The organism is Luteimonas padinae, assembly GCF_014652935.1.
Classification (GTDB): Bacteria; Pseudomonadota; Gammaproteobacteria; order Xanthomonadales; family Xanthomonadaceae; genus Luteimonas; species Luteimonas padinae.
On record NZ_BMZT01000002.1, the window covers coordinates 236,657 to 250,350 of the forward strand.

Below are 13,694 nucleotides of genomic sequence, written 5' to 3' on the forward strand. Positions count from 1 at the left end.
CGTCCTGGTCGTAATCGGTGTGGGGGTCAGTCGGCGGCGAAGACGCTGCCGACGGGCGAGGCGAGGGCGTCGTCGACCAGCTTCTGCTGCTCGGCGACGTGCTTGGAGAAGAGGCCGACGGCGGGCGAGGGCGAGCGCTGGCGACCGGCGTAGTGCAGTTCCAGGTTCGACGGCACGCAATGCTGCAGGTGGTGGCGGATCTGGTACCAGGCCCCCTGGTTCTGCGGTTCTTCCTGGCACCAGATGACGCTGGTCGCCTGCTTGAACCGGGCCAGTTCGGCCGACAGCACCCCGCGCGGGAAGGGATAGAGCTGCTCGACGCGCACCAGCGCCACGTCGTCCTGGCCGCGCTTCTCCATCTCCTCGAGCAGGTCGTAGTAGACCTTGCCCGAGCACAGGACCACGCGCTTGACCTTCTTCGGATCCGCCGAGGCGTCGCCGATCAGGTGCTGGAATTCGCCCTTGGCCAGCTCGTCCAGCGTCGACACCGCCAGCTTGTGGCGCAGCAGCGACTTCGGGCTCATCACCACCAGCGGCTTGCGGGTGGTCATGTGCATCTGCCGGCGCAGCATGTGGAAGGCCTGGGCCGGCGTGGACGGCACGCAGACCAGCATGTTGTCGAGCGCGCACAGCTGCAGGAAACGCTCCAGGCGCGCCGAGCTGTGCTCCGGGCCCTGGCCCTCGTAGCCGTGCGGCAGCAGCAGGGTCAGCCCGCTGATGCGGCCCCACTTGGCCTCGCCCGAGGCGATGAACTGGTCGATCACCACCTGGGCGCCGTTGGCGAAGTCGCCGAACTGGCCCTCCCAGATGCACATGGTGTTGGGGTCGGTGGTGGAGAAGCCGTACTCGTAGGCCATCACCGCCTCCTCGCTGAGCAGCGAGTCGATCACGGTGGCGCGCTCCGGGCTGTCGACCAGCTGGCGCAGCGGCAGGTAGTAGGAGTCGGTCTTCTGGTCGTGCAGGATCGCGTGGCGGTGCGTGAACGTGCCGCGGCCGACGTCCTGGCCCACCAGGCGCAGGCCGAAGCCCTCGTCGAGCAGGGTGGCGTAGGCCAGGTTCTCGGCGAAGCCCCAGTCGGCCGGGATCTCGCCCGCCGCCATCTTCCGGCGGTCGTCATAGACCTTGGCCACGCGCGAGTGCAGCTGCACCTCTTCGGGGATCGTGGTGATGGCCTTCGCGAGCTCCTTGAGCTTCGCCGGCTTGACCGCGGTGCCGGCCTTGTCGGCGAGGCTGCCCGCGACCAGCTTGCCCCAGTCGACGAACAGGCCGCTGTCCGCCGGCGTCTTGCCGACTTCGGCCAGCTCGGTGGTGACCTCGCCGGCGTCGAGCTTGTCGCGGTAGCGGTCGACCAGCGCCTGGCCGCCCTTGTCCTCCAGCACGCCGCTGGATTCGAGCTGCGATGCGTAGAGTTCGCGGGTGGTCTTGTGCTTGCGGATGATCTGGTACATCACCGGCTGGGTGATCGCCGGCTCGTCGGCCTCGTTGTGGCCGTGGCGGCGGTAGCAGACCAGGTCGATCACCACGTCCTTGCGGAACTCCTGGCGGAAGTCGTAGGCCAGGCGCGCGGCGAAGGCCACGGCCTCCGGGTCGTCGGCGTTCACGTGCAGCACCGGCGCGCCGATCATCTTGGCGACGTCGGTGCAGTACAGGGTGGAACGGGCGTCCTCGCGGGCGCTGGTGGTGAAGCCGACCTGGTTGTTGACTACCACGTGCACGGTGCCGCCGACGGCGAAGCCGCGCGCCTGCGACATCTGGAACAGCTCCATCACCACGCCCTGGCCGGCGAAGGCCGCGTCGCCGTGGATCAGGATCGGCATCACCTGGCGGCGCGCGGTGTCCTTGCGGCGCTCCTGGCGCGAACGCACCGAGCCCGCGACCACCGGGTCGACGATCTCCAGGTGCGAGGGGTTGAAGGCCAGCGCCAGGTGCACCGGGCCGCCCTCGGTGGCGACGTCGGCGGAGAAGCCCATGTGGTACTTCACGTCGCCGGCGTGGGCGAGTGCGTTGTGCTCGAACTTGCCTTCGAACTCGTCGAACAGGCGGCGCGGGTTCTTGCCGAGCGTGTTGACCAGGACGTTCAGGCGGCCGCGGTGGGCCATGCCGATCACGATGTCCTTGACGCCGTCCTTGCCGGCGCTGCGGATCACGGTGTCGAGCAGGGGGATCAGCGAGTCGCCGCCTTCCAGCGAGAAGCGCTTCTGGCCGACGTACTTGGTGTGCAGGTAGCGCTCGAGGCCCTCGGCCGCGGTCAGGCGCTCGAGGATCCGGCGCTGCTCGTCGGCGGTGAGGCTGTAGCGGCCGCCGGCCTGCTCCATGCGCTCGTACATCCAGCGGCGCTGCTCGGCCTGCGGGATGTGCATGAACTCGGCGCCGATCGGGCCGGCGTAGGTCGCACGCAGCAGGGCGAGCAGGTCGCGCAGGCGCATGCGCGGGGCGCCGCCGAAGGTGCTGGTGCCGCCGCCGGGGCCGGTGGCGAACTCGGTGTCGAGGTCGGCGTCGGACAGGCCGTGGAAGGGCAGGTCGAGGTCGGGGGCGTCGATCTTTTCCGCCATGCCCAGCGGATCGGTGTCCGCCTGCAGGTGGCCGCGCGAGCGGTAGGCGGTGATCAGCTTCAGCACCGAGCCTTGCTTGCGCTGGGCTTCGAGGTCGCCGCCGCCGGCGCCGCTGGCCACGACCACGCCGGCCTTGGCCTCGCGTCCGGCGCGGGCGACCGCGTCCATGACCACGGAGTGGGGCACGTCGCCCGCTTCGCGGCCCTTGAAGCCGTCGAACCAGGTCTTCCACTTGTCGCCGACGCTGTCGGGGTCCACGAGATACTGCTCGTACAGGTCCTCGATGTAGGCGGCATTGGCGCCGAGCTCGGAGGACTGCGCAAACTGCTTCAATAGATTGGCCACGATGGCGTTGGAAAGCTCAGAAGGAAGGGGGGAGGAGGCGTTTCGATGGTGCGACGCCTGTTCAGGCGGCGCATCCGCGCAATTATAGCCCCGCCGGCGCGAATGAGGCGGCGACGGATGCAACGGAAACGCATTGTTGCCGGCCCGGCATGGTGCGCGGCCACCCGCATCGCCCCGCGGTTGTGCCGGGGCTCAGATTCCGAGGGCGCGGTATTCGCTGCAGGGGCGGGCGCGCTCCCAGAACGGCTCGAAGACGCCGCGCAGGTGCCGGGCCCGGCCGGGCGCATCCAGCCGGGTCTCGCCTTCCCAGCGGTTGCCCAGCGGTCGGAACAGGTGGCCGCCGCGGTCGTTGGCGATGAAGGCCGAGGGCCAGGCGCGATCGACCTGCTCCTCGACCGCGCGGAAGGCGATCGCGCTGGGCAGGCGCTGGCTGAGCGCGATCAGCGGCGCGAGCGCGCGCTGGGCTGCGGCCGGCTCCTGCAGCAGGATGCGGATCGCACACTCCCCGCGCGCCGCGAGGCGGCGGATGGCATCGACCACGGCGGACTGGTCGAGCAGGCCGGGATCGAGTTCACGGGTATAGATGTCGAGCTGGCGGCGGGCGCCTGCCACTACCCCCAGGGTCGCGGCGATGGCCGCGGCGCGCGACTCGACCAGGTTCAGCGCATCGATCAGCAGCCGCATGCCCTGGTGCTCGATGCCGGCCTCCTGGAAGCGCTCGCCGACGGGCAGGAAGCCTGCGCGCGCATAGAAGCCGATCGCGCTGGCCTGGGCGTGCAGCGAGACCTCGCGCCAGCCGAGCGTGCGCGCCTGCTCGACCAGGGCCGCGAGCAGCGCCTCGCCGACGCCGCGGCCGCGCCATTCCGGCAGCACCGCCATGCGGCCGATGCTGCGCGCGGGCGTGAGCCGGCCGGTGCCGATCGGCTCGCCCGCGGCGTCGCGCGCGATCACGTGGTGGCAGTCCGGATCGAGCTCGTCCCATTCCAGCGCCAGCGGGACGCCCTGTTCCTCGACGAACACGGCTTCGCGCACGCGCCGCAGGTCGGGCAGGCCCTGCTCGTAGCCGGAGGACTGGATCCGGAACGCGTGGGCCTCGCCCATGCTCAGTCCTCCCGGTCGTCCTGGTCGCCGCTGTCCTCTTCCTCGAGCCGGTAGTGGCCCTCGGCGATCAGCCCGGCGACGCAGTCGCGCCCCGCCGCCGAGAGGCGATTCCAGCCGGCGGCATCCAGCGGGTTCGAGGCCGCCAGACGCTTCGCGTCGGCGACCGGCAGGCGCCAGGACTGGCCGGCCACGTACAGGCTCGCGCCCTTGGCCGCGCGGCGCCAGGCCACGCGCGTCCAGGGATAGCGCGCCAGCACCAGGCCGTCTTCCAGCGCCCGTGCCAGCTGCTCGACGTCCACCGGCCCGGCCTCGCCCTGGTCGGCACCCGGGCCGGTGCCGGGGCCGGCCGCGGCGCGGTAGACCGTGATGAAGCGGCCGAACCAGTCGCCCAGCGCGTCGGCGTCGGCCATGCGCACGGCGTTGAGCGCCTCGACCACGCGGCCCATCGCCGCGGCGTCGATCTCCCACGGGTCCTTCGCCGCCTCCAGGGTCGGGTCGGCGTAGCGCAGGGCCTCGTCGGCCTCGGCGGCCAGGGTGTCGACGTAGTCGCCCATCAGCTCGGCCACCGAGGGCGCGCGCATGCCCAGCGAGAAGGTCAGGCAGGGGGCCTCGGCCACGCCGTGGTGCGGCACCAGCGGCGGCAGGTAGAGCATGTCGCCGGGCTCCAGCACCCAGTCGTGGGTGGGCGTGAATTCGCGCAGCAGCTTGATCTCGGCGTCGTCGCGGAAGCCGAGCGGCGGCACGCCGCGGCCCATGGCGTCGGAGGCGTCGATCTGCCAGCGGCGGTGGCCCATGGCCTGCAGGAGGAACACGTCGTAGTGGTCGACGTGGGCGCCGACCGAGCCGCCGGTGGCGGCGAAGCTGACCATGACGTCGTCCACCCGCCAGCGCGGCAGGAAGCTGAACGCGGGCAGCAGCGCGGCGATGTCCGGGTCCCACTTGTCCATGTCCTGGACCAGCAGGGTCCAGTCGCGGTCGCCGAGGCCGGGGAAGATCTCCTCCGGGAAGGGGCCGCTGCGCACGGTCCAGGCGTCGCTGGCGCGGTCGTGCTGGATCAGGCGCGCCAGCACGCCCTCCTCGCAGGCCAGGCCGGCCAGATCCTCGGGCTCGACCGGCGAGGTGTAGCCGGGGAAGGCGCCGCGGACCAGCAGCGGGCGCTTGTGCCAGTAGTCGCGCAGGAAGGCGCGCGGCGCCATGCCGAGCGGCTGGCCGGCGCGGGCCTGGACCTCGAAGGGAAGGGCTGCGGGGCGCTTGGCCATGTCGTGTTCCTGATGGTCGACGCCGTCAGACGGCGCGGGCCTGGGCTTCGGCCAGGCCGGTGTAGGCGGCGGGGGTGAGTTCGAGCAGGCGGGCGCGCTCGGCTTCGGGCAGGTCCAGGCCGGCGATGAACTCGCGCATCGACGCGGCGTTGATGCCCTGGCCGCGGGTCAGTGCCTTGAGCTGCTCGTAGGGGTTGGGCAGGCCGTGGCGGCGCATCACCGTCTGCACGGCTTCGGCCAGCACTTCCCAGGCGGCGTCGAGGTCGGCGGCCAGGCGCTCGGGATTGGCGCTGAGCTTGCCGAGGCCGCGGCCGAGCGCGTCGAAGCCGATCAGCGCGTGGCCGAAGGCGGTGCCGACCGCGCGCAGCACGGTGGAGTCGGTGAGGTCGCGCTGCCAGCGGCTGACCGGCAGCTTGGTGGCGAAGTGCTCGAACAGCGCGACCGCGATACCGAAGTTGCCCTCGGCGTTCTCGAAGTCGATCGGGTTGACCTTGTGCGGCATGGTCGAGCTGCCGACTTCGCCGGCCTTCACCGCCTGCTTGAAATAGCCCAGCGAAATGTAGCCCCAGACGTCGCGGCAGAGGTCGATGAGGATGGTGGCGATGCGCTTGTGCACGTCGGCGATCTCGGCGACGCAGTCGTGCGGTTCGATCTGGGTGGTGTACGGATTGAAGTCCAGTCCCAGAGATTCCACGAACCGGCGCGAGAACGCCGGCCAGTCCACGTCCGGATAGGCGGCGACGTGGGCGTTGTAGTTGCCGACCGCGCCGTTGGCCTTGCCGGTCAGGGACACGGCAACCAGCTGGGCGCGCTGGCGCTCCAGGCGCGCCACCACGTTCGCGAGTTCCTTGCCCACGGTGGTCGGCGAGGCGGTCTGGCCGTGCGTGCGCGACAGCATCGGCAGCGCGGCCAGCTCGTGCGCCATGCCGCGCAGGGTGGCGGTGACGCCGTCGAGCGCCGGCAGCATGACGTCGCGGCGGGCGGCGTCGAGCATCAGGCCGTAGGAGAGGTTGTTGATGTCCTCGCTGGTGCAGGCGAAATGGACGAATTCGAGCGCGGGGCCGAGCTCGGCGTCGTCGGCCAGGCGCTCCTTGATGAAGTACTCGACGGCCTTGACGTCGTGGTTGGTGGTGCGCTCGATCTCCTTCACGCGGGCGGCGTCGGCGGGGGAGAAGTCGCGGGCCAGGGCGCGCAGGCGGGCGGTGGCGGCGTCGCCGAAGGGCGCGAGTTCCGGAATCCCGGGTTCGTTGGCCAGGGCCAGCAGCCATTCGATCTCGACGCGGACGCGGGCGTGGACCAGGCCGAACTCGGAGAACACCGGCCGCAGGGCCTCCACCTTGCCGGCATAGCGGCCGTCGAGCGGGGAGAGGGCGAGCAGCGGGTCGAGGGCGGGCATGGCGGCGTCTGGCGATTGGCGGCCCGTCATTCTACCTGTGGATGTCGGGGGCGGCCGGTGGCTTGGGATGCCCCAGGTGCACGGACTTCGGCGGGACGCGTGCCACTGCGCGGTGGGGATGGTGTTCGATCGCTTCTCGAATTGACGGGCTCGTGCCGATGTCGGATGGCCGGGTCGCTGGTTTCGGTTGGCGATGACGAAGTCGCGGGCTTCGGCAGGACGCGTGCCACTGCGCGGTGGGGACGGACCGGCGAAGCAGCCATCCATGGCTGATTCGCCTACCGCGCACGTCCATGTGCGCTGTCCATCCCCACCACGCAGTGTCCCGCTGCGGCGAGGCTGGAGTTCCGCGGCTTCGGCTGCTTTCGTCGGCCAGACATCCGGCGAGCGAACCCTCCTGGTCGTCGCCCGATGTCGCAGGGGGGGCTTCTTCACGAAGCCGACGACGGTCGTGCGGGAGGTGGATGGCGGGGGGAGTGCGGAGAGTGGGCCAGGGATGGCCCACGCCCCGGCTTCAGACACGGACGTCTGCGGCCGGGCGGAGCACTCCCCCCGCCATCCGCCTCCCGCTGCGCGGAGCTTCCAGTTGCGACCTGCGCCAGTACCGGAAACATTCGCACCATGCGGATTCCCGATCATCGGGGAGTCCACGATCCCCGGCGTATCCTCGGTGTCATCACAGATGGAGGATGTCATGGCGACCAGGGAATTCCGGATCGAGCACGACAGCATGGGCGAGCTGCAGGTGCCGGCCGATGCGCTGTGGGGCGCGTCGACGCAGCGGGCGGTGGAGAATTTTCCGGTCAGCGGGCGGCCGATGCCGCGGGGCTTCATCCGCGCGCTGGGACTGGTCAAGGCCGCGGCGGCGGAGGCGAACGCCGGCTTCGGGCTGCTGCCCAAGGGGCTGGCGGCGTCGATCCGCAAGGCGGCGCGTGAAGTGGCCGCCGGCGCGCACGACGCGCATTTCCCGGTGGATGTCTACCAGACCGGATCGGGCACCTCGTCGAACATGAACGCCAACGAGGTGATCGCGACGCTGGCGACGCGGGCCGGGCGCAAGCCGGTGCATCCCAACGACCACGTGAACCTGGGACAGAGTTCGAACGACGTGGTGCCCACCGCGCTGCGCGTGTCGGCGCAGCTGGCGGTGGTGGAAGAGCTGCTGCCGGCGCTGAAGCACCTGCGCAGGAGCATCGACCGCAAGGGCCGCTCGCTGGGCAAGGTGGTCAAGACCGGGCGCACGCACCTGATGGATGCGATGCCTCTTACCTTCGCGCAGGAGTTCGGGGCGTGGTCGTCGCAGCTGGCGTCGGCCGAGGCGCGCTTGGCCGACACGCTCAAGCGAGTGCGGCGGCTGCCGATCGGCGGCACCGCGATCGGGACCGGGATCAATGCCGATCCGCGCTTCGGACAGGCGGTGGCGCAGGCGCTGTCGGACGCCACCGGAACGCGCTTCGAGTCGGCCGGCGACAGGTTCGAAGGCATCGCCTCGCAGGACGATGCGGTGGAGCTGTCGGGCCAGCTCAACGCGCTGGCGGTGGCGCTGACCAAGATCGCCAACGACCTGCGCTGGATGAACGCCGGCCCGCTGGCGGGGCTGGGCGAGGTCGAGCTGCCGGCGCTGCAGCCGGGCAGTTCGATCATGCCGGGCAAGGTCAATCCGGTGATTCCGGAGGCGACGGTGATGGCCTGCGCACAGGTCATGGGGCACCACGTGGCGGTCACCATCGCCGGGCAGACTGGCAACTTCCAGCTCAACGTGGCGCTGCCGCTGGTCGCCAGCAACCTGCTGGAGTCGGTCGGGCTGCTGGCGGCGGTGTCGCGGCTGCTGGCCGACAAGGTGATCGACGGGCTGAAGGTGCGCCGCGACGTCGTCGAGGCGGCGCTGGGCCGCAACCCGATCCTGGTGACGGCGCTCAATCCGGTGATCGGCTACGAGAAGGCGGCGGCGATCGCGAAGCAGGCCTATCGCGAGGGACGACCGGTGCTGGAGGTGGCGGTCGAAGCCACCGGGATGCCCGAGGAAAAGCTGCGCGCGCTGCTCGATCCGCTGGCGCTGACGCGCGGCGGCATTCAGGGCTGAGCGCAGAACGCGGCCATCCCGCGCCTACGGCACGGATGACGCCGGCGCGGGATCGGGCACGAGCAGGGTGTCGCAGGGGCTGGCGTCGAGGATTTCCCGCGCGACGCTGCCGATCAGCAGGTGGAACAGCGCGCCGCGCCCTTCGCAGGCCGCGATGACCAGGTCGGCCCCGGAGGCGATGGCGTGTTCGGCCAGGCGGGACGCGGCGTCGCCGTGCGCGACCGCAGCCGACAGGCCGCCATGGCCGGCCTCGGCCAGGAACGTCCGCGCGGCCTGCAGGGTCGCGTCGCGGACATCGTCGATGCCGCTGTCGCGGTCACCATCGCGCAGGCCGAGGTAGGGCACCTGGAAGGCGGTGAACAGGCTCCTGGCGGTCGCGGGGAAGAGGTCCCGGGCCACGTCGAGCGCGCGCGTGGACGCCGGCGACAGGTCGCTCGCGACCACGACGCGCGCGTAGGCGGCGTGGGCGCGGTCGCGTACCACCAGCAGCGGCAGGCGGCCGTGGCGCACCAGCCAGTCCACCGTGCTGCCGGCGAGATGGCGGCCGAAGAACGCGTCGTGGGCCACGCCGGTGACCAGCAGGCTGCAGCCGGTCTCGGTGGCGACCGCATCGATGCACTCGGCAACGCGCCCTTCGCGGACCAGCAGTTCGAAGTCCAGTCCTTCGGCGGCGGGACCGACGTCGCGGCGCAGCCGTGCGGCGGCCCGGAGCGCGGCTTCGCTCGCCTGCAACGGCGGGGCGTCGCCGAGGCGCGGCGGCGGTGACGCCGGGGGTTCCACCACGGTCAGCACCACCAGCCTGGCCCGCCACTCGCGCGCCAGCGCCACCGCGCGGTCCAGGGCGCGATCGCAGCGGCCGTCGAGGTCGGTGGCAAGCAGGATGGCGCGCGCTGCGCCGGGCTTCCAGACGATGTCGCGCATGGTGTCCCCGGGTCCGTCGCCACGCCGCGGGCTGCGGCGTGGCGGTGCCCGAGTCTAGCGCAGCGGGCCGGGGCTTCCCGCTGCGCGTCGCGGCGTCAGCGCTTGCGCGGCAGTTCGACGCGGCCGCTGACGCCGGCGTGGTCGACCGAACCGCTGCCGAGTGCGCGCACGCGCAGGTCGCCGCCGACGCCGTCGATGTCGACGTCGCCCGAGCCGATCGAGCCGAACACGACGCTGCCGGCGATGCGCTGGAGCTCGATGTCGCCCGAGCCCAGCGAGCCCACGTCGACGCTGCCGCCGACGTCCGCGAGTTCGAGGTCGCCGGAGCCGACGCTGCCCACGCGCGCGTCGCCGCGCACGCCGCGGACGTCGGCGTCGCCGGAGCCGATCGACCCGAGATCGAGGCTGCCGATGTCGGCCAGCGTGATGTCGCCGGAGCCCACGCGCGCCTCCACGGCGCCGCGGATCCGGTGCGCCTCGCCATCGCCGGAGCCGACGGTGAGGCCGAGTGCGGCGAGACCGGTCGCCCGGACATCGCCCGAGCCGACCGACACCTCGACGTGCAGTCCATCCGGGACGCTGCCGGCGAGGTCGAGGTAGGCATAGCGGTTGCCGAGGCTCCAGCCCGAACGCTCCTCGCGGACCATGCGCACCACCAGGGTATCGCCCTCCCGGGACTGTTCGATCCGCAGCCGTGACAGTTCGTCGGCGCTGGAGCCGCAGGCGCGGCCCGACAGCCTGCCGGTACGGCCGGGCTGGCCGTCCAGGCGCAGCTGGCCGTTGCCGACGTGGAATTCGATGGTGCGGGCATCGCCGATGTCGAGCGCCAGCGACTGCGGCGCCTCGTGGGCGCAGGCGCGGCCATCATCGGCCCGCGCAGTGGGGGCCGTGGCCAGCGCGAGGGCCAGCAGGGGCAGGGACAGGGAAGTGGCGGTCGGTCGCATCGTGGCCTCGCTTGGTTCGGGTAGGGGGCGGCGCGTGGTTCGCGTGATGGGAGCGCCGGAGGGGAAGGGCGTCAGGCCGCGGTGTGGCCACCGGCATCGGTGCCGCCGTCGCGGACGGCGTCGCCGCACTCGTCCACGTCCTGCTGCGTCATCGTCGCGTAGGGCGCGAACTCCGGCAGCGCGGCCGCCAGCGCCTGCTGGCTGTCGTACAGCGGCGGCAGCAGCGTGCACAGCCGGCGGGCCTCGTCCTTGATCCGGCCCGCCTCGGCTTCGATCCTGGCTTCATACGCCCGACGGCCTTCCTCGCCGCCGAACACCGCTTCGCCGATCCCGGTGAGGGCGGTGCCGGCGATGTCGGCGCCCTCGACGCCGATGGCCATGCCGGCCAGCGCCACGCCCTCGAGGCGGCGACGGTGTTCGACCAGCAGCGCGCGCTGCGCGGCCGTGGTCTCCACCTGCGTGCCCGCGATCAGCAGGTCGCCCGCGGGGGTGAGCTCGGCCTTGGGCAGGTCGCGGCTGGCGGGGTTGCTGCCGTAGTTGCGCCCGTTGACGCTGACCCGGACGCCCTCGCCGAGCGTGATGTTGCCGGCGCGGAGCTTCTCGCCGGCCTTGTCGATCGCCTCCGCGGCCTTGCGGCCGATGAAGCTCCGGTCCGCATCCGGCGTGGCGTCGGCCACCGCGGGCGCGGTGTTCCGCTGCGCCTGCGGCGCGCGGTCGCAGCCGGCGGCGGCGAGGCAGGACACGGCGGCGGCCAGCAGCATGGAGCGGTGGATCGCGGACTTCATGGTGGAACCTCCTCGCGGTGCCATGGGGTTCAGCCCTCGTCGCGCCAGCGGCGCAGGCGGGTGGCCAGCAGCAGCATGGCCACGCCGGCGGCGGCGCCGATCCACATCTCCGGCTGCAGCAGGTTCGACCACACGCCGGGCGGGGAAACCAGGGCCAGCATCGAATCCTCGCCGGCGTCGAAGCCGCCGATGCGGTGGATGTCGTGGCGGGTCAGCGGCACCACGCCGAGCAGCAGGCGGGCGACGATGTGGCCCCAGAACCATTCGGCGTCGAGGTTGAACAGCCGCATCACGCTGAACATGCTCACGAACACGCCGGACAGGATCGGCACCAGCAGCGCCCAGAGGAAGGGCACGCTGCGCGCCCAGGCCGAGCACAGCATCAGCCAGCCGACCGTGGGCAGCGCCCAGACCGCGTACACCGGGATCGCGGCCAGCACGTAGGCCGACACCTGCAGCGGATGCCCGGGGCTCCAGATCAGCTCCCAGGGATTGCCGCCGTGGGCCATGACCATGACGCTGAGCAGCAGCAGGAAGGCAAACACGGTCGCGATCGCGGCCAGCGTCGCCACCAGCGGGATGACCAGGGTGGCGGTCGCGACCTTCGACAGCACGGTTTCGCCGTCCGAGAGCGGCAGCGACTTCCAGAACAGCACGCTGCGGTCCTTTCGCTCGTCGTACAGCGCGCCCAGGCAGTAGAAGAACATCACGAACACCATGACGATGTAGGGCCAGGCCGAGGCCATCAGCATCGTCATGTCGATGCCGCTGGCGAGCTGCGCCTTGTCCTCGGCACTCAGCTGCTCGGCGAGCACGCCGAGGTCGAGGCCGTTGATCGACATCGTGGTGCCGTCGTCCAGGTTGACGGTGGCGTCGCTGTCGGCGTTGCGGATCCCGACGGCGGCGATCACGAAGAACACCGCGGTCAGCAGCAGCGAAATCGCGCCGGCGATCACCGGTGCCCAGAAGATGCCGCCGCGGTGCTCCCAGTACTCGCGCCTGAGCAGCAGGGCGAAGCGGTGGGTCCTGTGCGCCGGGGCCTTCGCCACCGGCAGGGTTTCGGCTGTGGCGTTCATGCGTAGGTTCCCTTCATGGTGGCGACGAAGAGGTCGGCGAGGCCGGGGGTGCGGGTCTCGCCGTAGGTGGCCAGCGCGCTGCGCTCGACGCCGTCGAACAGCATCACGGTCTTGCCGAAGGGCAGGCTGCGCTCGTCGATCGGCGACAGGGCGCGCGCGGCGTCGGCCTGGCCGGCGTCGACCAGCACTTCGGTGAAGCGCTGCGCCAGGTCGTCCATGGGCGCGTCGAGCACGATCCTGCCGTCGCGGATGAACAGCGCGTCGGTGAGGATGTGCTCGACCTCCTCCACCTGGTGGGTGGTGATGACGATGGTCTTCTCCTCGTCGAAGTAGTCCTCCAGCAGGCGCTGGTAGAACTCCTTGCGGTAGAGCACGTCCAGGCCCAGCGTCGGCTCGTCGAGCACCAGCAGGCGGGCGTCGATCGCCATCACCAGCGCCAGGTGCAGCTGCACGATCATGCCCTTCGACATTTCGCGCACCCGCATCTTCGGGGTCAGCTTGGTATTGGCGAGGAAGCGCTCGCAGCGTGCCCGGTCAAAGCGCGGATGCACGCCTTCGACGAAGGCGATCGCCTCGCGCACCCGCATCCAGCGCGGCAGCACGGCGACGTCGGCGATGAAACAGACGTCGTTCATCAGGTCGTTGCGCTGGCTGCGCGGGTCGCGACCGAGCACGGAAAGATCGCCCTGGAAGGGGATCAGGCCGAGCACGGCCTTGAGCGCTGTGGTCTTGCCGGCGCCATTGGGGCCCACCAGGCCGACGATGCGCCCGGGCGCGATGCGGAAGCTGGCGCCGTCCAGCGCGGGCTTGCCCTTGTAGGCCTTGCGCAGGCCGCGGGCATCGATGACGGCGGTGTCCTGGCTGTTCATGCGGAATCCCCTTCGCGCAGCAGTTCTTCGGGTGAGAGGCCGAGCAGGCGGATGCGTTCGAGCACCTGCGGCCATTCGTCGGTCAGGAAGCGTTCGCGCTCGTTGCCCAGGAGCTTCTTCGAAGCCTGGTCGGTCACGAACATGCCCAGGCCGCGGCGCTTCTCCACCAGGGCCTCGTCGGCCAGCTCCTGGTAGGCACGCGACACGGTGATCGGGTTCAGCTGGTACTCGGCGGCGACCTGGCGCACGGACGGCAGGGCGTCGCCGGGCTTGAGCTGGCCGTCGAGCATCATCGCGATGACCCGCTCCTTCAGCTGGCGGTAGATGGGAGCGCCGTCGCTCCATTGGATGCCGGACATGGCT

The 13,694-nt window shown here is 71.3% G+C and carries 11 protein-coding genes; 1 reads left to right on the plus strand and 10 read right to left on the minus strand.

Features of this window, described 5'->3' with window-relative positions; genetic code table 11:
* Window positions 1-26: 26 nt before the first annotated feature.
* The 4 genes from IE168_RS02895 to purB all read right to left on the minus strand — a co-directional run bounded on the left by IE168_RS02895 (window position 27) and on the right by purB (window position 6,653).
* A complete protein-coding gene (locus IE168_RS02895; protein ID WP_189495040.1) occupies window positions 27-2,897 on the minus strand; it encodes a 2-oxoglutarate dehydrogenase E1 component in 2,871 nt (956 codons plus the stop codon).
* A 192-nt stretch (window positions 2,898-3,089) separates the two neighbouring features.
* Window positions 3,090-3,998, minus strand: coding sequence for a GNAT family N-acetyltransferase (locus tag IE168_RS02900; RefSeq protein ID WP_189495041.1), 909 nt, complete (start codon window positions 3,996-3,998; stop codon window positions 3,090-3,092).
* A gap of 2 nt (window positions 3,999-4,000) precedes the next feature.
* Window positions 4,001-5,257, minus strand: a complete 1,257-nt coding sequence (locus tag IE168_RS02905) for a ribosomal protein uL16 3-hydroxylase (RefSeq protein ID WP_189495043.1) — start codon at window positions 5,255-5,257, stop codon at window positions 4,001-4,003.
* A 25-nt stretch (window positions 5,258-5,282) separates the two neighbouring features.
* The gene (gene purB / locus IE168_RS02910) at window positions 5,283-6,653 is read right to left on the minus strand and encodes an adenylosuccinate lyase (protein WP_189495044.1); all 1,371 of its coding nucleotides are present in this window, start codon (window positions 6,651-6,653) and stop codon (window positions 5,283-5,285) included.
* 694 nt (window positions 6,654-7,347) lie between these two features.
* Between purB and IE168_RS02915 the strand changes: the two genes are divergently transcribed.
* Window positions 7,348-8,736 (plus strand): class II fumarate hydratase, encoded by a 1,389-nt coding sequence (locus tag IE168_RS02915; RefSeq protein WP_189495046.1) that lies wholly within the window; start codon window positions 7,348-7,350, stop codon window positions 8,734-8,736.
* A gap of 24 nt (window positions 8,737-8,760) precedes the next feature.
* Here the strand turns inward: IE168_RS02915 and IE168_RS02920 are convergent, their stop codons facing one another.
* The 6 genes from IE168_RS02920 to IE168_RS02945 form a co-directional block, all read right to left on the minus strand.
* Entirely contained in the window at window positions 8,761-9,657 is an 897-nt protein-coding gene (locus IE168_RS02920; protein ID WP_189495048.1) for a universal stress protein, read from the minus strand.
* Between the two features lie 95 nt (window positions 9,658-9,752).
* The gene (locus IE168_RS02925; protein WP_189495050.1) at window positions 9,753-10,601 is read right to left on the minus strand and encodes a DUF4097 family beta strand repeat-containing protein; all 849 of its coding nucleotides are present in this window, start codon (window positions 10,599-10,601) and stop codon (window positions 9,753-9,755) included.
* 71 nt (window positions 10,602-10,672) lie between these two features.
* Window positions 10,673-11,386 carry a YggN family protein gene (locus IE168_RS02930; RefSeq protein WP_189495052.1) on the minus strand — a complete coding sequence of 238 codons (714 nt, stop codon included), beginning with the start codon at window positions 11,384-11,386 and terminating at the stop codon, window positions 10,673-10,675.
* A gap of 29 nt (window positions 11,387-11,415) precedes the next feature.
* Window positions 11,416-12,462, minus strand: coding sequence for a hypothetical protein (locus IE168_RS02935; RefSeq protein WP_229823040.1), 1,047 nt, complete (start codon window positions 12,460-12,462; stop codon window positions 11,416-11,418).
* Window positions 12,459-13,331: an ABC transporter ATP-binding protein gene (locus tag IE168_RS02940; protein ID WP_189495054.1), complete on the minus strand. Its 873-nt coding sequence runs from the start codon at window positions 13,329-13,331 to the stop codon at window positions 12,459-12,461. Before IE168_RS02940 ends, IE168_RS02935 begins: the two co-directional genes overlap by 4 nt.
* A complete protein-coding gene (locus tag IE168_RS02945) occupies window positions 13,328-13,690 on the minus strand; it encodes a GntR family transcriptional regulator (protein WP_189495056.1) in 363 nt (120 codons plus the stop codon). Before IE168_RS02945 ends, IE168_RS02940 begins: the two co-directional genes overlap by 4 nt.
* Window positions 13,691-13,694: the final 4 nt, after the last annotated feature.